We start from the raw sequence: 22752 nt of genomic DNA on the forward strand, positions 1-22752 counted from the left end.
GATCAGACTGTGAGTTCCGTCCTCCGCACGCTCAAATCCTTTGCCCCTTGACATCAATCGAATCCGGTATCACGCGTGAATGTCTTCACAAAAAACGATTCAGCTCGAGGTTCCCATTAAGCTGAGTTGCGCAGGAAAAGTCTGTCACGGGATACCGGGACATCCTGCGCAACCGAGCGGTTACTACTCAGCTGACGCTGTTATCGAACGTGAAACCTCGGCTTTGAAGGTCTTGTGGGCCGGCTCCTTGTTCAGCGCCCGGGAGATCGCCTGGCCCAGTGCGCTGACATGAGGCGCCCGGACCAGGGTCTCGTGGGTCCCGGGAAGCGCTGTCATGCTCACCGGGGTCTCTAGCAACTCACTCCACCCCAGCAGCGGATCGTTGCGCTCCTGCCCGCTGGCCGTAAACAGCGTCACCGAGAGCGGAGCGGGTGGGCTGACATAGGCGTCGATTGCCCTATTGGTTGCATAGGCCACCGCGAGATGGCTGCGTAACAAGGTGGCATCGACGTCCTGTGGCAGCTCCTCCGGAAGCAGGCGGTGTGCAATGCACAGTGCGAGCATTTCATCGACGGCATCCGTGCTGGCCAGCTCGGTGAGTTGCCGGAACACCTCGGGGTCGAACTGCTCGGGTAGCCAGCTCATCAGGAATTGACCTTCGCTCAATGCCTGAGGCGTTTGCTGCTCAAGACGCGCGGAGGTGTCGATGATGCCGAGGAACTCCAGCTGTTCACCATTGGATTGCAGCTGGCGGGCCATTTCATAAGCAATAAGACCACCTGCAGACCAGCCGCCGATCCGGTAAGGCCCTTTTGGTTGTACCTGGCGAATCGCTGCCAGGTAACGCGCGGCCATGGCCGGCACGTCAGACAACGGCTTCTCTCCAGCTGCCAGGCCGCTGGCGGCCAAGCCGTAGAGCGGCACCTGTGGGTCGATTGCCGCGGCCAGATCGCGCACGTATTGCACTTCGCCGCCCAGCGGGTGGACCAGGAACAACGGGGTTTGCGAGCCAGTGCGACGGACAGGCACCAGATTGCTGTGCTTGCCGGGACGTGCCTGGCCGTCCAGGGTTCTGGCAAAACCGGCAATGGTCGGTTCGATGAACAGATCGCGGACCGCGATCGGTTTGCCGAGCACCTTGCGCAGGCGCGAGGCCATCTGCACCGCCATCAGCGAAATGCCACCCAACTTGAAGAAGTCGTCATGGCGACTGACCTTGTCCAGCTTGAGCAACTCCTTCCAGAGGTTGGCGAGGGCGATCTCGGTGTCGCCTTCGGGCGCTTCGTACGGCAGGTCTTCAGGCTGTTCGCTTTCGGCCGTCGCAGTGATAGTCGCGGTATGCGCCGAGCGCGGCAGCGCCGGCGTGTTGTTCAGCACCTGACCGATCGACTGCTGTGCATCAGTCACCATGTTCTCCAGAACTGTGGCAAACAACTGCATGATGGCCTGCACAGTGGTTTTGTCGAACAGGTCGCTGGAGTATTGCAGACCGCCGCTCAGGCTTTCGCCGGTATCGGTGAGTGACAAAGACAGGTCAAACTGAGTGGTGATATGAGCGCTGTCCAGCGACTCGACTTCCAGACCGGGCAGTTGCAACAGCGAAGGGGGCGTGTTGTCCAGGCTCAGCATCACTTGGAACAACGGGCTGTGGCTCATGCTGCGGGTTGGCTGCAAGGCGCTTACCACTTGCTCGAACGGTAGATCCTGATGACTGTAGGCAGACAGCGTGATGTCTTTGATCCGGCCGAGTACATCACTCACTCGGGTCTCTCGGCAGGTTGCCACACGCAATGCCAGTGTATTGGCGAAGAAGCCGATCAATGGCTCCAGTTCCGGGCGTTGACGGTTGGCGACAGGCGTACCGACCACCACATCATTCTGCTCGCTGAGGTGACTCATGAGCATCGACCAGCCTGCCAGCAGAACCATGAACAGTGTGCTGCCCTGAGCCTGGCTGAACGCGCGCACGTCGGCACTCAGCTCTGGCGAGAACACATACTCGATCATCCCGCCGGTGTAGCTCTGGATAGCTGGACGCGGACGGTCCAGTGGCAGGTTCAGCAGGCTTGGCGCGCCTTCCAGATGCGTACGCCAGAAGTCGACCTGAGCTTGCAGCGCAGGACCGTCAAGGGATTTCCGTTGCCAGGCGGCGTAGTCCACGTATTGAAGCGGCAGCGCTGGCAGCGGGTCCTTTTGGCCTTGACTGAAAGCGCTGTAAAGCACACTCACTTCCTGGGCCAGAACACTGTTGGACCAGCCGTCGGAGACGATGTGATGCAACGTAATCAACAGCACATGTTCGGCATCCGCCACCTGCAGCAGATGCCCGCGCAGCATAGGCCCCTGAGTCAGGTCGAACAGTTGCGTGGCATTTTCCTGACCCAGACGGGCCAGGGTCGCCGTGCGCTCCTCACTGGAAAGTCCGCGCAGATCCTGTTGCAACAGAGGAAAGCAGGTATCGGCCGGGGCGATCTTCTGCACCGGTTCACCGTCAACCAACTCAAAGCGCGTGCGCAGGGTTTCGTGGCGTGCAACCAGACGATCAAGCGTCGCCTGCAAGGCAGCCGTGTCCAGTGCCCCTGTCAGGCGCAAGGCCATCGGCAAGTGATAGGCCGCACCGGCAGCATGATCCAGATGATCGAGGAACCACAGGCGTTGCTGGGAGAATGACAGTGGCAGACGGCCCGAGCGATCCGCCCTTGGAATTGATTGCGCTTCACTTGGCGCCGTGGCGTTGACCAATGAGGCCAGGCCACGCACGGTCGGTGCGTCGAACAGTTCACGCAAGGTGATTCGTGTACCGAGCTTGCGTCGCAGTCGCGACAGCAATTGCACGGCGAGCAACGAATGGCCGCCCAGTTCAAGGAAGCCGTCGTTGCGGCCGACCTGATCCAGATGCAGCAGGGCTTTCCATATTTCGGCGATGGCCTCTTCGGTTTCGCCTTGCGGCGCCTCGTAAGCCTTGCTGGCCAACGCATCCTGACCAGGTGCCGGCAGCGCTCGGCGGTCGAGCTTGCCGTTTGAAGTCAGCGGCAGGGCATCTAGATGGACGAAGGCACTGGGCACCATGTATTCCGGCAGATGCTTGAGCAGCTCGCTACGCAAATGCTCGGCCGCAACCGATTCACCACAGACATAAGCGACCAAGCGCTGACTGTCCGAATCACCCTGGCTGTCGTTGCGGGCAATCACCACCGCCTCGCGGATGCCTGGTACGGCCAGCAGAACGTTTTCGATTTCACCCAGCTCGATACGGAAACCGCGAACCTTCACCTGGAAGTCGTTACGGCCCATGTATTCCAGCGTGCCGTCCGCCAGCCAGCGACCCAGATCGCCGGTTTTGTAAAGGCGGGCGTTGGCGTTACTGGAGAACCTGTCAGCAATGAAACGTTCGGCACTCAGCTCGTCACGGTTGAGGTAGCCACGAGCCACACCGCTACCGCCGATGTGAATTTCCCCGGCGACGCCCAGTGGTGCAGGCTCGCCACGCGCGTCCAGAACATGCACCTGAACGTTGGCGATGGGTCGGCCGATGCTTGGTTTTTCACCCAGGTCGCGGATCAGGTCAATGGTCGCGTCCACTGTGCATTCGGTCGGGCCATACATGTTGTAGAAGCGGATGGTCTGGCAGTTGCGCAGCTTTTCCCAGGTGCTGGCGTTGATCGCCTCGCCACCCAACAGCACGCTGACCGGCTGGTAACTGCTGCGTTCCAGCAAACCGGCGGAAAGCAGGGTGTCGAGCTGCGATGGTGTTGAGTCGAAGGCATGAACCTGATGGGCTTCGAGGAAGTCCAGCAGTTCGCTGCCGTTGGCACGAATGAGTTGCGGGATGATCACCAGCGTGTGGCCGGAGAACAATTGCGAGATGCCTTTGATCGACATGTCGAAGAAGAAGCCGGCGTTCAGCGCCACGGTGGCCGGTGTCGGACAATGCTGATGGGTGGTGCGGGTCAGCACGTTCCAGAAGTTGAACACCGAGCGGTGCTCGACCATGACACCTTTTGACTGGCCAGTGGAGCCTGACGTATAGATCACGTAGGCCAGGTTTTCCGCCGTCAGGCCGTCGACCACTGGATTGGCGTCGAACGCCTGATCGTCCGCTGCCAGCAGCGATTCAGCGCTGTCGAGCAACATCGGCGGTATGTCGCCAGCCGGCAGACTGAGTGCGCTCTGGGTCAGCAGCGCACGCGGCTGGCTGTCCTGCAACATGAAGGCCATGCGGTCAGCCGGGTGGGCAGGATCGATCGGCACGTAAGCAGCGCCGGACTTGAGCACGCCCAGCAGGCCGACAATCATGTCCAGACTGCGTTCGGCGCAGATGGCCACGCGCTCGTCCGGCTGCACACCGAGTTGCAGCAGCTGCCGGGCCACGTGGTTCGCACGGCGGTTGAGCTGGCGATAGCTCAGTTGGCGGTCTTCGTAGACCAGCGCTACAGCCTCGGGGTTGCAGCGGACCTGGTGTTCGAACAAGGCATGGATCGGCACTGCCGGAGCGAATTCACTGGCGGTGTCGTTGAAGTCATTGAGCAGCCGTTGCCGCTCGTCCTCCGGGACCACTTCCAGGCTGCTTGCCAGACGTTGCGGATCCTGCTCGAGGGCATTGACCAGCTCGGCGACCGCCTGACCGAGGTAGGCGGCAATCCGGTGCGGGTCGATGCCATCTATAGACTGCGCAGTCAGCGAAAAACCATTGGCCTCATTGGCTACGGCAATTTCGATCGGGTAGTTGGTACGGGTTTCGGAGCCCAGGAAATGAACCCCTTCCTGCTCCTCGCCCATGTCCTCGATGTTTTCCCCGGCAGTGTTCACCAGATCACCGTGACGACAGTTGAGGATCACGGTGAACATCGGCAGCGATGCATCCACTGCACTGCAGCGCTGCGCCAGGGCCAGAGGCGCCTGCTCGTGGGTCAGCAGGCCGCTGAGCTGTTGGTAGGCGTCCTGAACGATATCGCGCACGCTGTTTTGTTGCAGGCGAATACGCATCGGCAAGGTATTGATGAACATCCCCAGCGCATGGTTGGCGCCGGATGTGCCCTGGGAGCGTCCCGAAAGCACGGTACCGAAAATCCCGTCGTCGCGGCCGCTGGTGGCGGCCACCACCAAGCCCCATGCGGCGTGGAACAGCACCGAGGTTGGTACGCCCTGGGCCCGAGCGGTGCTGTGGATCCGCGCGCTGAGATCGTCGCTCAGATCCTGCACCGAACGCAGGATTGTTGCATCGCCGCCACGCACATCGAGCACGCCATAGGGCGCAGTGGTGGTATCGACATCCCCCAGCAGTTGACGGAAGTAGGCTTCATGTTCGGCCTGGGAAACACATGCGGCCTGAGCGATGAAGTTGCGGTACGGCTGGGATGGCGGCAGGGCGTCGGCGCGTCCGTCCATCACTGCCTGGATCTCGCCCATGATCAGGCGCAGGGTGACGTTGTCGCTGATGAGGTGATGGTCCAGCAACGCCATCAGCCACTTTTCCTGCCGGGTATCGTACGTGATATACGCGGCTATCAGCGGTGCCTGTTGCAGGTCCAGGCGCATATGGTAGGTATTGGTGCGGTCGCGCAGCATCTGCAAGGCGTCTTCACCCGGCGCGGTGTCGAGTTCAATGACTGGCAACGTTGCCTGGCGATGCACCACCTGTACCGGTTGCGGCAGACCTTGCCAGCGCAGGGAGCTGCGCATGATGTCGTGGCGGTTGATGACCACTTGCAGCGCGCCGAGGAACTTGTCGAGCAACGCACGGCTGTCGAAGGTCGCTATGGTGCGCATCAGGTAGGCATCACCTTCTGACTGCAACAGATGGTGAAACAGGATGCCTTCCTGCAACGACGACAGTGGGTAGATATCCTGAACATTGGCGACGCCGCCTGGCACATCGGCAACGATATGCTCCAGTTCCTGCCGGGTCAGTTTCACCAACGGCAGCATGTCCGGGGTCAACGCCGTGCAATCGACGGGAATCAGGTTCGCCGGGGCGACCCGTTCCGCCGCAGTGCCGCCCGCCAGGACCGCGGCCATGGCTTGTAGGGTTGGCGCCGAGAACACCGTGCTCACATCCAGTACCAAGCCGATCTGACGCAAGCGCTCTATCAGGTTAATCACGAGGAAAGAGTGACCACCCAGTTCGAAGAAGTGATCCTGGCGACCGACACGTTCGACCCCGAGCAATTCCTGCCAGGCAGCGGCCAGGGTCGTTTCGATAGCGCCTAGCGGTGCTTCGTAGTCACGACTCACCGTCGCGAACTGGTCCGGCGCGGGCAGGGCGGCACGGTCCAGCTTGCCGTTGGTGGTCAACGGCCAGCTTTCGAGGGTCACAAAGGCACTGGGCAGCATGTGTTCGGCCAGCACGCTGGCCAGTTGGTTGCGCAGGAGCGCTGACTCGGGAGCGGCGCCTTCCTCGGCAATCAGGTACGCGACCAGGCGTTTGTCGCCGGGGCGATCCTCACGCACGATGACCATCGCTTCACGGACATCGGGGCAGGCGAGCAATTGCGCCTCGATCTCGCCCAACTCGATACGAAAGCCGCGAATCTTGATTTGCGAGTCATTGCGGCCGACGTAGACCACGCCGCCGTCGCTGCGGTAGTGCGCAACGTCGCCGGTGCGATAGAGCCGTGCGCCGCTTTGCAACGCATAGGGGTCGGCAATAAAACGTTCGGCATTCAGTTCCGTGCGGTTCAGGTAATGCCGGGCAACACCGGCACCGCCGATGTAAATCTCGCCATTGACGCCCACCGGCACCGGCTGCTGATAGTCGTCGAGGATACGCAGGCACAGGTCATCAAGTGCCGGACCGATCAGACTTGGCATGGCTGTGTCGATTTCTGCCTGGCTGATCGGGTAGTAAGTGGCATGCACAGTGATTTCCGTGATCCCGTACATGTTCACCAGACGGGTACGCGACAGCGGTGTGCGTGCGGTCCAGGGCTGCAGGCTGCGGAAGTCCAAAGCCTCACCCCCGAATACCACTTCACGCAGCGCATGCTCCTGTGGGCTGCGTTCGCGGGCCTGGATGAACTGGCGGAAAGCGCTTGGCGTCTGGTTCAGAACGGTGACCTGCTGCTCGCAGACCAGCGCATAGAAGTCATCCGGCGAACGCGCCACCTCACTCGGGACGATGACCAGTTTGCCGCCGTAGCACAGCGCGCCCCAGATTTCCCAGACCGAGAAGTCGAAGGCAAAGGAGTGGAACAGCGTCCAGACATCCTCACGGCCGAAGTTGAATTGCCTGGCGGTGGCGTCGAAAAGGCGTGCAACGTTGCCGTGCTCCACCAGTACACCTTTGGGCAGGCCTGTAGACCCTGAGGTATAAATGACATAAGCCAGGTGCTCGCGAGACAGACCCAGAGCAGCAGGCTCAGGGTTGCAGTCCAGCGATTCATCTGCCAAATCGGCACTGTCGTTGTCCGCGCCGAGGGTCAGTACCGGCACGCTGTGTACCGGCAGCACGTCGAGGCAGGCCGACTGGGCCAGCAACGCTACCGGCGCACTGTCTGCCAGCAGGTAGCCGAGACGCTCGGTGGGGTAAGTCGGATCCAGCGGTACATAGGCTGCACCGGCCTTGAGCACGGCCAGCACCGCGCAGACCATCTGTGTGCCTCGCTCTGCGAGGATCGCTACCCGGTCATCGGGGCGCACGCCTTGGGCGAGCAGTTCATGGGCCAGACGGTTGGCTCGGCGATTGAGCGCCTGGTAACTCACCTCATGCCCGCCAAAGACCAGTGCGATGTCCTGCGGGTGGGCGGCGGCGAACTGTTCGAAGCGCTGATGCACCATCAGACCCGATGCGAATACCGCCTTGGGCTGCAATAGCGCTGGCGAGGCCAGGCGCTGCGCCTGGCTGAGCAACGGCAGGCTGAGCACAGGTTGCGCGACATCCTCGACCATCGCCTCCAGTAGCGTGTGAAAATGCTCGGCAAAACGCTCGACGGTCGCGTGGTCGAACAGGTCGCTGGCGTATTCGATCATCCAGGTCAGCCTGCCGTTTTCGCTACCCAGCATCAGCATCAGGTCGAATTGCGCGGTTTCATGGGCCTGCAACATCGGATGCAGGCTAAGGCCCGGCAGGCTCAACTCGCCACCAACGCTGGTGTTATCCAGCGACAGGGCGACCTGACACAGCGGGCTATGGCTCATCGAGCGTGGCGGCTGCAAGGCTTCGATCACTTGCTCGAACGGAATGTCCTGATGCTCATGGGCCGCCAGCGTGGTCTGGCGGACCTGTTCCAGCAGCTGCGCCACGCTCGGGTTCTGCGCCAGATCGACGCGCAGCGCCAGGGTGTTGACGAAGAAACCGATCAGATTCTCGGTTTCGGTGCGGCCACGGTTGGCGCTCGGCACGCCTATCACCACATCGCGCTCGTTGCTTAGCCGCGCCATAAGGACCGACCAGGCGCTGAGCAGCCCCATGAACAGGGTGACGTTGTGGGTCTGGCAGAAGCGCTCCAGACGTTGATGAAGCGCTGCATCGATTGTCAATGGCACAGCGCCGCCGCGGTAGCTTTGCACCGCCGGACGTGGCCGATCAGTAGGCAGCGACATCAGCGTCGGTGCACCACCCAGGTGCTCACGCCAGAAGTCGGCCTGCTCGGCAAGGCGCTCGCCGGTAAAGGTGCGGCGTTGCCAGGCGGCGTAGTCGGCGTACTGGATTGACAGGGCAGGTAACGGGTCAGGCCGATGCTGACTGAAGGCCTGGTAGAGGGCGGCGAACTCGTTGACCAGTACACCCACCGACCAGCCGTCGGAGATGATGTGGTGCTGGGTGATCAACAGCATGTGCTCGTTATCGGTCAGGCGCAGCAGATGCCCGCGAATCAGCGGGCCCTGGCGCAGGTCAAACGGTGCAGCGTCCTCGCTGTCGGCGATGCGTGAAGCGCTGAGGCTGGCCTGTTCGTAAGGCTGCGAGCGCAAGTCCTGTTCTGCCAGGGCGAAACCGCTATCCGCCGCTGCGATGACCTGCACCGGCTGTTCGCCGTGCAACTCGAACGTAGTGCGCAGGCTTTCATGACGCGCGACCAGACGGTCGAGCGCAGCCTTGAGCGCGCTGTGATCAAGCTCGCCGCGCAGCAGCAGCGACATCGGCATGTGGTAGGCGCTGCTGGCGCCAGGGTCGAGCCTGTCGAGAAACCACAGGCGCTGCTGGGAAAAGGACAGTGCCAGCGGCGCGTTACGCCCGATGGGTTCGATGCTATCGGAATCGACCGCTTGCAGGCCATCGACCACCTTCGCCAGTTCGGCCACGGTCGGATGACTGAACAGCTGGCGCAGCGCCATGTCGCCGTTCAGTTGCTGACGCACCCGGGAAACCAGTTGTGCAGCCAGCAGCGAGTGGCCGCCAAGCTCGAAGAAGCCGTCATGGCGACCCACTCTTTCGAGGCTCAGCAATTCCTGGAATATCTCCGCGAGGGCCTGTTCGGTGGCGCTCTCCGGCGCAACGTAGATTCGCTCGGACATGGCATTCAGGTCCGGTGCCGGCAGTGCTTTCAGGTCGACCTTGCCATTGAGTGTCAGCGGCAAGGTATCCAGACGCATGAACACACTCGGCACCATGTATTCCGCCAAACCGCCACTCAATTGCGTACGCAGATCCTCCGGGTCAGGTGCTTCAACGCCCGCATGCACGGTGTAATAGGCGACCAGACGGGTGTCACCCGGGCTGGCTTCGTGCGCCACCACCACGGAGTTGCGCACGCCGTCGCACAAGTGCAGGACGCTTTCGATTTCGCCCAGCTCGACGCGGAAGCCGCGGACCTTGACCTGCCCATCGTTACGCGCCACGTATTCAAGGTTACCGTCCGGCAACCAGCGCGCGAGATCGCCGGTGCGATAGAGTCTCGCGCCTGGCTGCCGAGTGAACGGGTCGTCACTGAAGCGTTCGGCGGTCAGCTCGGGACGGTTCAGGTAGCCGAGTGCAACGCCAGTACCACCGATGTAGATCTCGCCGACCACCCCCATCGGCACCGGTTCGCGCCGGGCATCAAGCACATAGACCCGCACGTTGGCATTGGGCTTGCCAATCGGCAGACTCAGGGTGTCAGGCAGTACCTCGAAAATTTCGTAGCTGGTGGCACAGGTGGTGCCCTCGGTCGGGCCGTAGCCGTTGAACAGGCGTATCTGAGCGGAATGTTCACGGACCCGACGGAACGAGGCCGGATCAGCGCGCTCGCCACCACACATGATCATGCGCAAGCCTGCCAGGGCCTCTGGAATCAACCCGGCATACAGGTTGAAGAGGGCGGTCGAGCTGATCATGGCTGTTACACCATGGCGTTTCAGAAGGGCGGCGAACGCCACCGGCTCGAGCAGCACATGGGGCTCGATAATCACCGACTGGCCACCATTGAGCAACGCACCCCAGATTTCCGGAGTACTGGCGTCAAATGCCGGGTTGGACGAAAACGCCACACGGTCTTCAGCCGAGAAGTCGTAGTAACCGTTGTCCTGAACCAGACGCACAATGCCGTTGTGGGTCACGATCACGCCCTTGGGCTGACCGGTGGAGCCAGAGGTGTAAATGATGCACGCGGGGGTCTCGCCTGCGACGTCATCTGCAAGCACGACTGGCCCTTGGCTCAGCGCTGACAGATCCAGCCTGTCCAGATCCAGTCTTGGCGTCATTTCAGGTGCCGTCAGGTCGCTGCGGCTCAGCAGCATGATGGCTTCGCTGTCCTCGAGCATGAAGCGCAGGCGTTCTTCAGGGGCCAGGCGGTCCAGCGCCAGATACGCCGCACCGCACTTGAGAATGGCCAGCATGCTGACCAGCAACTCCACCGAACGATCCAGCAGGATCGCCACCCGGGTTCCAGACACCACGCCGTGCTGGCGAAGTTGCTGAGCCAAGGCGTTGGCGCGGCTGTCGAGCTCGGCGTAGGTCAGTGTCTGCTCACCCTGGCGGACTGCAATTGCCTGCGGTGCAGCTTCGGCATGGGCCTCGAACAAGCGATGCATCAACTGACCGAGCGGGTAGGCGCGCTCTGTGGCATTGATATCCGTCAGCAGGTACTCGCGCTCCGCCGTGTCGAGCAACGGCACCTGCTCCAGCACTTGCCGATCGTCGGCCACCATGGCTTCCAGCACACGCTGGAAGTAGCCCAGATAACGTCGCATGGTGCTTTCGTCGAACAGCGCCGTAGCGTACTCCAGCGTGCCGATCAGTTGTCCGTCTACCTCACCGATGTCCAGCGCCAGGTCGAATTTTGATGCATCACCGGGCACTGCAACGCCTTGCAGGCTTATGTCGCCGAGCACCAGGGCGTCGTCCTCATTGTCTCGCCATGACAGCATCGCCTGAAAAATCGGGCTGTGAGACAGGCTGCGTTGTGGTCGAACCACTTCAACCACTTGTTCGAACGGCAGGTCCTGATTTGCCTGAGCAGCCAGGGTCTGCTGTTTGACCTGCAGCATAAGCGCTTCGACGCTTGGCGCCCCCGAGAGGTCGATCCGTACAGCAAGGGTGTTGACGAAGAACCCGATCAGGTTCTCCACCTCGGCGCTCATTCGGTTGGCAACCGGCGTACCGATCACCACGTCGTCCTGACCGGACAGCCGTCCCAACAGCGCGGCCCAGGCACCCATCACGGTCATGAACAGGCTGCTGCCATATCGTTGGCCCAAAGCCTTGAGGCCATGGGTCAATTGCGTATCCAGCACCAGCTCCAGCGTCTGCCCGCTGTAGTCCTGTTGCGCCGGACGTGGCCGATCGGTCGGCAGGGTCAGCAAGGCTGGCGCACCGGCCAGTGCCTGCTGCCAGTACTGACGCTGTTGTTGCAGCACGTCGCCACTCAACCAGTCACGTTGCCACAGTGCGTAGTCGACGTACTGCACCGGCAACGCCGGCAGCGGATCCTCCGCCCCCTCACTGAAGGCTGCATAGAGCGCGCCCAGCTCGCGGTTCAACACCCCGGTTGACCAGCCATCGGAGACGATGTGGTGCATGGTCACCAGCAACACGTGGTCGTCATCGGCCATGCGCACCAGACGCCCGCGCACCAACGGGCCATTGACGAGGTCGAAGTGCTCGCTGGCCTCTTGTGCAGCGATGGCGAGCAGCTTGTCTTCGGCATCGGTCTGCCCGGCCAGTACCTGCAGTTGCAGTCTGAAACCTGTTTCAGTGGCAGAGATACGCTGCTCCGCAGGCTGTCCCTGCTCTTGTACAAAGGTCGTGCGCAGCGCCTCATGGCGGGCCACGATACGGTCCAGTGCGCGTTGCAGCGACGCCTGATCAAGGCTGCCGCGCAGACGTAACCCAACTGGAATATGGTAAGCGGCGCTGCCACCTTCCAGTTGCGCGAGGAACCACAGGCGCTGTTGGGCAAACGACAACGGTAGCGCACCCGAACGTTGCACAGGCGTGATCGCCAGGCGAGCGTTGCCCTGCGTGTTGCTCAGCCGCTCTGCGAACTGCCGCAGAACCGGCGCTGCGAAAAACGCTGACGGTGAAACCTCCAGATTCAATTGCTGACGAACCTGGGCCAGCACACGCATGACCAGCAATGAATGACCGCCGAGCGCGAAAAAGTCATCATGCCGACCGACTTGCGCGACGCCCAGCACATCGGCCCAGATTGCGGCGACTGCCGTCTCCAGCGGGCCATCGGCTGCTTCGAAATCATGCTGATCGAAGGCTGCGGCGTCCGGTTCGGGCAACGCTCTGCGATCCAGCTTGCCATTGGCACTCAGCGGCAATGCGTCCATGCGCACGAACGCTGCCGGGATCATGTATTCCGGCAGGTTGAGTTGCAGGTGCTGGCGAAGCGCGCGCGGGGTAAGGGCAGGGCCGGCAGGTTCGCGGGTGGCATATTCCACGAAATACGCAACCAGTTTCGGCGTGCCGCTGCTGTCCTCGCGAATTACGACCAGGCTTTCGCGTATACCCGCGACCTCGGCCAGACGTGCTTCGATTTCGCCCAGCTCCAGACGCAGCCCGCGCAGCTTGGCCTGGGAGTCGTTGCGGCCGAGGAATTCAATATTGCCATCAGCCCGGTAGCGCGCCATATCGCCGCTGCGGTAAAGCCGTTCGCCCGCCACGAAGGGGCTGTCCATGAAGCGTTCGGCGGTGAGTTGCGGCAAGTTCAGATAGCCGCGTGCAATACCTGCGCCGCCGATATACAGCTCGCCCGCAACGCCCGGCGGAACCGGCTGGCCAAGCTCATCGAGCAGATAAATCCGTGTGTTGGCCAATGCACGGCCAATCGGCAAGACCCCGTCGACCTGGCTGCTTGCCTCGAACTCGAAACAGGTGCTGTCGATGCTGGCTTCAGTGACACCGTAAGCCTGGACGATCTGCACGTGATCGCCACAAAACTTGCGCAGTTGCCGGGCGCTGTGCGCGGTCCAGATATCCGAACCACAGACCACGGTGCGCATGAACGACAGGTCGTTACCCGTCTCTTCCACCCAGGCCAGCAACGCATTGAGCACGGCCGGCACGAAATCCGCAAAACCGATCGACTCCTCGCTCAGCAGGCGGTAAAGCGCAGGCGGGTCCATCAGGGTCTCGCGTGGGCACAGCACCAGTGTGCCGCCGAAACCCAGTGAGCGGATCAGGTCGGCGCTGAACACATCGAAGGAAAACCCGGCCATCTGCAAGTGATTGAGTGGCGCGTGTAACGGATACAATTGCTTCCACGCCGCGCTGACGGCGAGCAATCCGCGATGCTCGACCATTACGCCTTTCGGCACGCCGGTGGAGCCCGAGGTGTAGATGACATACGCCAGATTGTGCCCGCCGAGGGTTTCCACAACCGGGTTGTGGTCACGCTCGGAGAAGGTATCGCGTTGATCGTCATCGAGTAGCACCAGCGGCACGTCAAGCGTCGGCAGACGCTCCTGCACACCACGCTGGGTCAGCAGTGCCGACGGCGTACTGTCTTCGATCATGTAGGCCAGACGCTCAGCAGGGTAGGCCGGGTCCAGTGGTACATAGGCGGCACCAGCCTTGAGTACACCGAGCACGCCGATGATCATTTCCACGCCGCGTTCTACGCAGATCGCCACTCGATCATCCGGGCTGATGCCCAGGCTGATGAGATGATGCGCCAGACCGTTGGCCTGGCGGTTCAACTCCGCATAACTCAAGCGCTGCGCCCCGCAGGCCACGGCGATGGCGTCGGGCTGCGCCTGAACCCTTTCCTCAAACAGCTGATGAATCGCGCAGTCCTGCGGGTAGGGCGCCTCTGTTGCGTTGAGGCCTGCCAGCAGATGTTCACGTTCATCGCCCCCCAACAAGGTCACGTGTTCCAGCACCTGTTGATCGTCGGCGACCATGGCCTCCAGCACACGCTGGAAGTAGCCCAGATACCGCCGCATGGTGCTCTCGTCGAACAACGCTGTGGCGTACTCCAGCGTGCCGACCAGTTGCTCATCCACCTCGGCCATGTCCAGCGTCAGGTCGAATTGAGCGGTATCAGCGGCCAATTCGACGCTTTTCAGCGTCATGTCGCCGAGCGTCAGATCAGACGCCTCGTTGTTCTCCCACGACAACATGGCCTGGAAAATCGGGCTGTGGGAGAGGCTGCGTAGCGGATTGATGGCTTCCACGACTTGTTCGAACGGCAAGTCCTGATGCGCCTGTGCATCGAGAGTCTGCCGTTTGACCCGCGCCAGCAGAGTCTCTGCGGTAGGCTTGCCACTGAGGTCAACGCGGATGGCCAGGGTGTTGACGAACAGGCCCACCAGCCCTTCGACTTCACTGCGTGTGCGGTTGGCCACTGGCGTACCGATGACCACATCTTCCTGACCCGCCAAGCGTCCCAGCAGCCCGGCCCAAGCGGCCATGACCGTCATGAACAGGGTACTGCCGCGACGTTGGCTCAACGCCTTGAGGCTATGGGTAAGGTCTTTGTCGAAAATGACAGGCAGTGCTGCGCCGGCGTAATCCTGCAACGCCGGACGCGCACGATCGGTGGGCAACATCAACAACGCCGGAGCGTCTGCAAGGGTTTGTTGCCAGTAGTCGCTTTGCTGTTGCAGCAGATCGCCACTCAGCCAGCGACGTTGCCACACGGCGTAGTCCAGGTATTGCAGCTCCAGTGGCGCCAGCGGGTCGTCCTGGCCCTGCCTGAATGCTGCATAGAGAGCAGACAATTCGCGGGTCAACACATCAACCGACCAGCCATCGGACACGATATGGTGCATGGTCAGCAACAGGACGTGATGGTCCTCGGCCATGCGAATCAGGCGGCCACGAATCAGCGGGCCCTGTTGCAGGTCGAAGCTTTGCAGCGACTCTTCGCTGGCCAGCGCCTGAAGTTGTTCCTCGGCATCCGCCAGCCCTTGCAGATCGTGCAGTTGCAGGTTGAAAGCGGCATCCGCCGGGCTGATGCGTTGTACCGGCTGTCCGTCATCACCCTGAATGAATGTGGTGCGTAAGCCTTCGTGGCGTGCAACCAGGCGCTCCAGCGCCCGTTGCATTGCCTTGAGGTCCAGTTCGCCATGCAGGCTCAGACCGGCAGGTATGTGGTAGGCCGCGCTGGCGCCTTCCATCTGAGCGAGGAACCACAGACGTTGCTGGCCGAATGACAATGGCCACGCCTGATCGCGTGCCACCGGCACGATGTCCGGCAAGTTGCTGCGCCCGGCCTGAGCGATGGCTACGGCCAGGGTACTCAGTTCGGGGTGGGCGAACAGCGCGGCCAGACCCAGTTCGACGCCCAATTGATGGCGCACCTGGGAAATCAGACGCATCGCCAGCAAGGAGTGGCCACCCAGTTCAAAGAACTGATCATGACGGCCCACTTGTTCCAGATCGAGCAGGTTTTGCCAGATCTGCGCCAGCGCAATCTCGGTTTCACCTTGCGGCTCCACGTGTTCGCGGCTGGCAAAGGCATTGGCTTCCGGAGCCGGCAAGGCGTTGCGATCCAGCTTGCGGTTCGGCGTCAACGGCAAGGCGTCGAGGATCACGAATGCGCTCGGCAGCATGTACTCGGCCAGTTGCGGTGCCAGTTCGGCACGCAGTTCAGCGGTTGTAAGCTGGCTTTGCGGCTGGGCAACCACATAGGCCACCAGGCGTTTATCTCCCGGGTTATCTTCCCGAGCGACCACCACCGCTTCCTTGACCCCTTTGCAATTACCCAGACGGGCTTCGATTTCGCCCAGTTCGATACGGAAACCGCGCACTTTGACCTGGAAGTCATTACGGCCCAGGTATTCGATACGGCCGTCGGCCATGTAGCGCGCCAGGTCGCCGGTCTTGTACATCCGGGCATCAGGGCTGTTGCTGAACGGATCAGCGAGAAAGCGCTCGGCGTTGACCGCTTCAAGGTTCAGGTAACCGCGTGCCACGCCGTCGCCACCGATGAAAATCTCACCGGCCACGCCATAGGGCACTGGCTGCTGATGATCGTCGAGCAGGTAAATGCGCGTGTTGGCCATCGGTTTGCCGATGGTCGCGTTGCCACTGCCTTCGCTGCCAGCCACGGTGTCATGGTTGACATACGCGGCGGTGCAGGACACTGTCGCCTCGGTAGGACCATAGGTATTGATCAGGCGAGTGTGCGCCGGGCGCATCTCGTCCCAGAGCTTGAGCTTCTGCGCCGACAATGCGTCGCCAGTGACGTTGATCAAGCGCACATGCTGCAGACGTCGCTTTGCCACCTGCGGCTGTTTGTGCCATTCGGCTACCAGCGTGTGCCAGTGCGCGGCGGTGAGGTGCAGGACAGTTGGATGAATGCCGTAATCTTCAGTTCCTTCGCTGCCGAAGATCTCGCGGCTCGGCGCCAGAGTGGCACCCGCCAGCAAGGCCGGGAAGATTTCCTCCACCGACAGGTCGAAATTCAGGGTGTTCTGCTGCAGCACGGTGTCGGTGGGGGACAAGTCAAACAGCCGCGCCGCATCGACGCTGTAGTTGACCAGGCCGCGATGTTCGATCATCACGCCCTTTGGATTGCCGGTGGAGCCGGAGGTATAGATCACATACGCCAGGTTGCGCACGCCAAGTGTCGGTACCACCGGGTTGTCATCACACTCGGTGAGGTCCTGGCAATGATCGGCATCGAGCAATACCAGCGGCATCGACAGTGTGGGCAAACGCTCCTGCAAGCCGCGCTGAGTGAGCAGCGCCGCTGGCTGGCTGTCATTGATCATGTAAGCAAGACGCTCGACCGGATACGCCGGGTCCAGTGGCATATAAGCAGCACCGGCCTTGAGCACACCGAGCAGACCGACCACCATTTCCACACCGCGTTCGACGCAGATCGCCACCCGGTCATCCGGACTAATGCCCAGGCCGATCAGATGATGAGCCAGACGGTTGGCCTGACGATTCAGGTCGGCATAGCTCAGGCGCTGCCCGTGGAAAGTCACGGCGCTGGCGTCAGGTTGCGTGCGTACCTGTGCCTCAAACAGGTGCTGAATGCACAGGTCCGTCGGGTAGTCCTGGCGGGTCTGGTTGAGGGTCTCCAGCAGCAGGTTGCGCTCGACGGCGGGCAACACATCCAGCTGCGTAACGGCGATCTGCGGTGTGTGCGCCAGCGCATCGGTCAATTGCTCCAGCGCGCACTGCATCATGGCGCCCAGGCGTTGCGGATCCGCGGGCTGCACGCTGTGTATCATCAGGCTGAGGTCATTGCCGTAGTCGTCGACCGACAGGCACAACGGGTAGTTGGTGCGCTCGGAGCTGTCGAGCAGGCGCAGGCCCGGCCATTGCAACTGACTGTCCTGCCCCTGGTGCCGATAGTTGAGCAGGCTGGAGAACAACGGCAGCGCCGTGGCCACGCTACTGCAACGTTGGGCCAGAGCCAATGACGCCTGCTCGTGGCTCAGTAATTCGCTGAGATCACGGTGGGTTTCCATGACCAGCTCGTGGATGCCTTGCGTGGCCAGTTGCACGCGAACCGGCAGGGTGTTCATGAACATGCCCATGGCCCGCTCGGCGCCGACCGTACCTTGCAGGCGGCCGGTGACCACGGTGCCAAATACCACATCATCGCGACCGGTACAACGGGCCAGCACCTGGGCCCAGGCGACATGGAACAGCACCGCCGGGGACATACCGCGTTCCCGGGCCTGAGTCCGGATACATGCGCAGAGGTCACTGCTCAATGCCAGTTCGAACTCTTCGACGTCATTGCCGTTGCCCTGAACTTCCAGCAGGTCGAACGGAACGGTGGGGGAATCGACATCAGCCAGGCGGCGGGTGAAGTAGGCTTCGTGGGCACTTGAAGGGCTGGCGAGGGTCTGCGCGACAAAATCCCGGTAAGGCTGCGGTGGCAGCAGGTCTGCGCCCTGGCCTTGCATCAGCAGGCGAATTTCTTCGAGTATGAGCTCCAGAGTGACGTGGTCGCTGACCATGTGGTGATCAAGCAGCGCCAGTAGCCAACGATCCGAGTTGGGGTCACCAGCAATGTAGGCGAGCAGCAGCGGGGCCTGTCGCAGGTCCAGGCTCAGACGATTGGGATCAGTGAGACGATCCACCTGGCTGAGTGCGTCTTCATCCGGTGTCAGGGTGAGGGTATGTATCGGGAATTGCGCCTGGCGATGCACCACTTGCACCGCTTGCGGCAGGCCGAGCCAATGCACCGAAGTGCGCAGGACATCATGGCGGTCGATAACCGTTTGCAGGCCCCCAAGAAAGGCGTCAAGACGCGCGCGGCTGTCGAACTCGATCATCGAGCGCATCAGGTAGGCGTCGCGCTCAAGATTCAGCAGGTGATGGAACAGGATGCCTTCCTGAAGCGGTGCCAGCGGGTAGATGTCCTGGATATTGGCGGCTCCGCCGGGAACGGCCGAGGTGATCAGTTCAATCTGATCGACGCTCAGTTCTACCAGCGACAACATGTCCGGCGTTAATTGCGTGCAGTGGGCCGGAATACGGTTGGCCGGTGCCTGGAACAGGGGTTGTTTGTCCTGGCTGATAGCCAGGGCCATTTCACGCACGCTGGGGGCAGTGAATACAGTCTTTACGTTGAGATTCAGGCCCTGCTTGCGCAGACGTTCGATCAGCGAGACGGCCAGCAGTGAGTGGCCACCCAGTTCGAAGAAATGGTCGTGACGCCCGACCTGCTCGATGCCCAGCAGGTCTTGCCAGATAGCCACGATCCGCTCTTCGGTTTCGCCTTGTGGGGCTTCATAGCCACGGCTGATCAGTGCATCAGCGTCCGGGGCTGGCAAGGCCTTGCGGTCGAGCTTGCGGTTCGGCGTCAACGGCAAGGCGTCGAGGATCATGAATGCGCTCGGCAGCATGTACTCGGCCAGTTGCGGCGCCAGTTCGGCACGCAGTTCAGCAGCTGTAAGCTGGCTTTGCGGCTGGCCAACCACATAGGCCACCAGGCGTTTGTCTCCCGGATTATCTTCCCGGGCGACCACCACCGCTTCCTTGACCCCGGTGCAATTGCCCAGGCGGGCTTCGATTTCGCCCAGTTCGATACGGAAACCGCGTACTTTGACCTGGAAGTCGTTACGGCCCAGGTATTCAATACGGCCGTCAGCCATGTAACGTGCCAGGTCTCCGGTTTTGTACATCCTGGCATCAGGGCTGCTGCTGAACGGATCCGCCAGGAAGCGTTCGGCGTTGACCTCTGCAAGGTTCAGGTAACCGCGGGCCACGCCGTCGCCACCGACGAAAATTTCACCGGCCACGCCATACGGAACCGGTTGTTGACGGGCATCAAGCAGGTAGATGCGGGTGTTGGCCATCGGCTTGCCGATGGTCGCGTTGCCGCTGCCTTCGCTGCCAGCCACGGCGTCATGGCTGACATAAGCGGCGGTGCAGGACACTGTCGCTTCGGTAGGGCCATAGGTATTGATCAGGCGAGTGTGCGCCGGGCGCATCTCGTCCCAGAGCTTGAGCTTCTGTGCTGATAGCGCATCGCCAGTGACGTTGATCAGACGCACCTGTTGCAGGCGCTGAGCCGCCACCTGCGGTTGCTTGTGCCACTCGCCAACCAGCGTGTGCCAGTGCGCGGCGGTGAGGTGCAGGACAGTCGGATGAATACCGTAATCTTCAGTCCCTTCGCTGCCGAAGATCTCGCGGCTCGGGGCCAGAGTGGCACCCGCCAGCAAGGCCGGGAAGATTTCCTCCACCGACAGGTCGAAATTCAGGGTGTTCTGCTGCAGCACGGTGTCGGTGGGGGACAAGTCAAACAGCCGCGCCGCATCGACGCTGTAGTTGACCAGGCCGCGATGCTCGATCATCACGCCCTTCGGATTACCGGTGGAGCCCGAGGTGTAGATCACATAGGCCAGATTGCGCACGTCGAGGGCTTCAACCACCGGGTTGTCGTCACGCTCGGTAAACGTGCTGTGCTGATCGTCGTCGAGCAATACCAGTGGCAAGGTCAGAGTCGGCAGATACTCCTGCAAGTGGCTCTGTGTCAGCAACGCCGACGGCGTACTGTCTTCGATCATGTAGGCCAGGCGCTCAGCCGGGTAGGCCGGGTCAAGAGGTACATAAGCAGCACCGGCCTTGAGCACACCGAGCAGGCCGACCATCATTTCCACACCGCGCTCGACGCAGATCGCTACCCGGTCATCCGGGCCGATACCCAGGCCGATCAGGTGATGAGCCAGGCGGTTGGCCTGACGGTTCAATTCGTCATAGCTCAGGCGCTGACCCTTGGAAGCCACGGCGATGGCGTCAGGTTGCGTGCGTACCTGTGCCTCAAACAGGTGCTGAATGCACAGGTCCGTCGGGTAGTCCTGGCGGGTCTGGTTGAAGGTCTCCAGCAGCAGGTTGCGCTCGGCGGCGGGCAGCACATCCAGCTGCGTAACGTCCATCTGTGGTGTGTGCGCCAGTGCGTCGGTCAATTGCTCCAGCGCACACTGCATCATGGCGCCCAGACGTTGCGGATCCGCGGGCTGAACGCCGTGTATCATCAGGCTGAGGTCACTGCCGTAATCATTGACTGACAGGCATAACGGGTAATTGGTGCGCTCGGAGCTGTCGAGCAGGCGCAGGCCCGGCCATTGCAACTGGCTGTCCTCACTCTGGTGCCGGTAGTTGAGCAGGCTGGAGAACAACGGCACTCCCGCGGCCACGCTACTGCAACGCTGAGCCAGGGCCAATGATGCCTGCTCGTGGCTCAGTAACTCGCTGAGATCACGGTGGGTGGCCATGACCAGTTCGTGGGCGCCTTGCGTGGCCAGTTGCACGCGAACCGGCAGGGTGTTCATGAACATGCCCATGGCTCGCTCGGCGCCTATCGTACCTTGCAGGCGGCCGGTGACCGCCGTGCCGAACACCACATCATCGCGACCGGTACAACGGGCCAGCACCTGGGCCCAGGCGACATGGAACAGCACCGCCGGGGACATGCCGAGCTCCCGGGCCTGAGTCCGGATACGTGCGCAGAGGTCACTGCTCAATGCCAGTTCGGCCTCTTCGACGTCATTACCGTCACCCTGAACTTCCAGCAGTTCGAACGGAGCGGTGGGTGAATCAACATCAGCCAGGCGGCGGGTGAAGTAGGCTTCGTGGGCACTTGAAGGGCTGGCGAGGGTCTGCGCGACAAACTCCCGGTAAGGCTGCGGTGGCAGCAGGTCTGCGCTCTGGCCGCGCATCAGCAGGCGAATTTCTTCGAGTATGAGTTCCAGGGTGACGTGGTCGCTGATCATATGGTGATCAATCAGCGCCAGTAGCCAACGATCCGAGTTTGGATCGCCAGCAATGTAGGCGAGCAATAGCGGTGCCTGGCGCAGGTCCAGACGCAGACGACTGGGATCACTTAGACGATCCATCTGGCTGAATGCATCTTCATCGGGCGTCAGGGTGAGCGTATGTACCGGCAATTGCGCCTGGCGGTGCACCACTTGCACCGCTTGCGGCAGGCCGGTCCAATGCACCGAACTGCGCAGGACATCATGGCGGTCGATAACCGTTTGCAGGCTCTCAAGAAAGGCGTCAAGACGTGCACGGCTGTCGAACTCGATCGTCGAGCGCACAAGGTAGGCGTCGCGTTCATGATTCAGCAGGTAATGAAACAGGATGCCTTCCTGAAGCGGTGCCAGCGGATAGACGTCCTGGATATTGGCGGCTCCTCCCGGAACGGCCGAGGTAATCAGTTCAATCTCATCAACGCTCAGTTCCACCAGCGGCAACATGTCTGGCGTTAATTGCGTGCAGTGGGCAGGAATGCGATTGGCCGGTGCCTGGAACAGGGGTTGTTTGTCCTGGCTGATAGCCAGAGCCATTTCACGCACGCTGGGCGCAGTGAATACAGTGTTTACGCTGAGATTCAGGCCCTGCTTGCGCAGACGGTCGATCAGCGAGACGGCCAGCAGTGAGTGGCCACCCAGTTCGAAGAAATGGTCGTGACGGCTTACCTGCTCGATGCCCAGCAGGTCTTGCCAGATAGCCGCGATCTGCGTTTCGGTTTCGCCTTGCGGGGCTTCATAGGCACGGCTGATCAGTGCATCGGCTTGTGGGGCTGGCAAGGCTTTGCGGTCCAGCTTGCCGTTCGGCGTCAATGGCATTGACTCGAGCAGCACATAGGCCATCGGGATCATATAAGCCGGCAGTTGTTCCTGCAGCCAGTCGCGCAAGTTTTCGATGTCTACCGAAGCATGCTCTGCGATCAGGGTGTAATAAGCCACCAGACGTTTATCGCCCGGGACATCTTCACGAGCCGTGACCACCGCTTCATGAACCGCCGGGTGTTTGGCCAGAGCGGCCTCGATTTCACCGATCTCGATACGCAAGCCGCGGATCTTCACCTGGAAGTCATTACGGCCCAGGTATTCCAGCGCACCATTGGCCAGCCAGCGACCCACGTCGCCGGTTTTGTACAGGCGGGCCTGCGGATCGCTGGAAAACGGGTC

General features: G+C 61.6%; 1 protein-coding gene. It reads right to left on the minus strand.

Annotated elements, in window-relative coordinates:
* Window positions 1-183: 183 nt before the first annotated feature.
* A partial coding sequence (gene syrE / locus BT119_RS19035; RefSeq protein WP_072366644.1) for a syringomycin E biosynthesis non-ribosomal peptide synthetase SyrE occupies window positions 184-22752 on the minus strand: 22569 nt, incomplete at its 5' end.

It is taken from the genome of Pseudomonas sp. NFACC10-1 (assembly GCF_900119195.1).
GTDB lineage: Bacteria > Pseudomonadota > Gammaproteobacteria > Pseudomonadales > Pseudomonadaceae > Aquipseudomonas > Aquipseudomonas cerasi.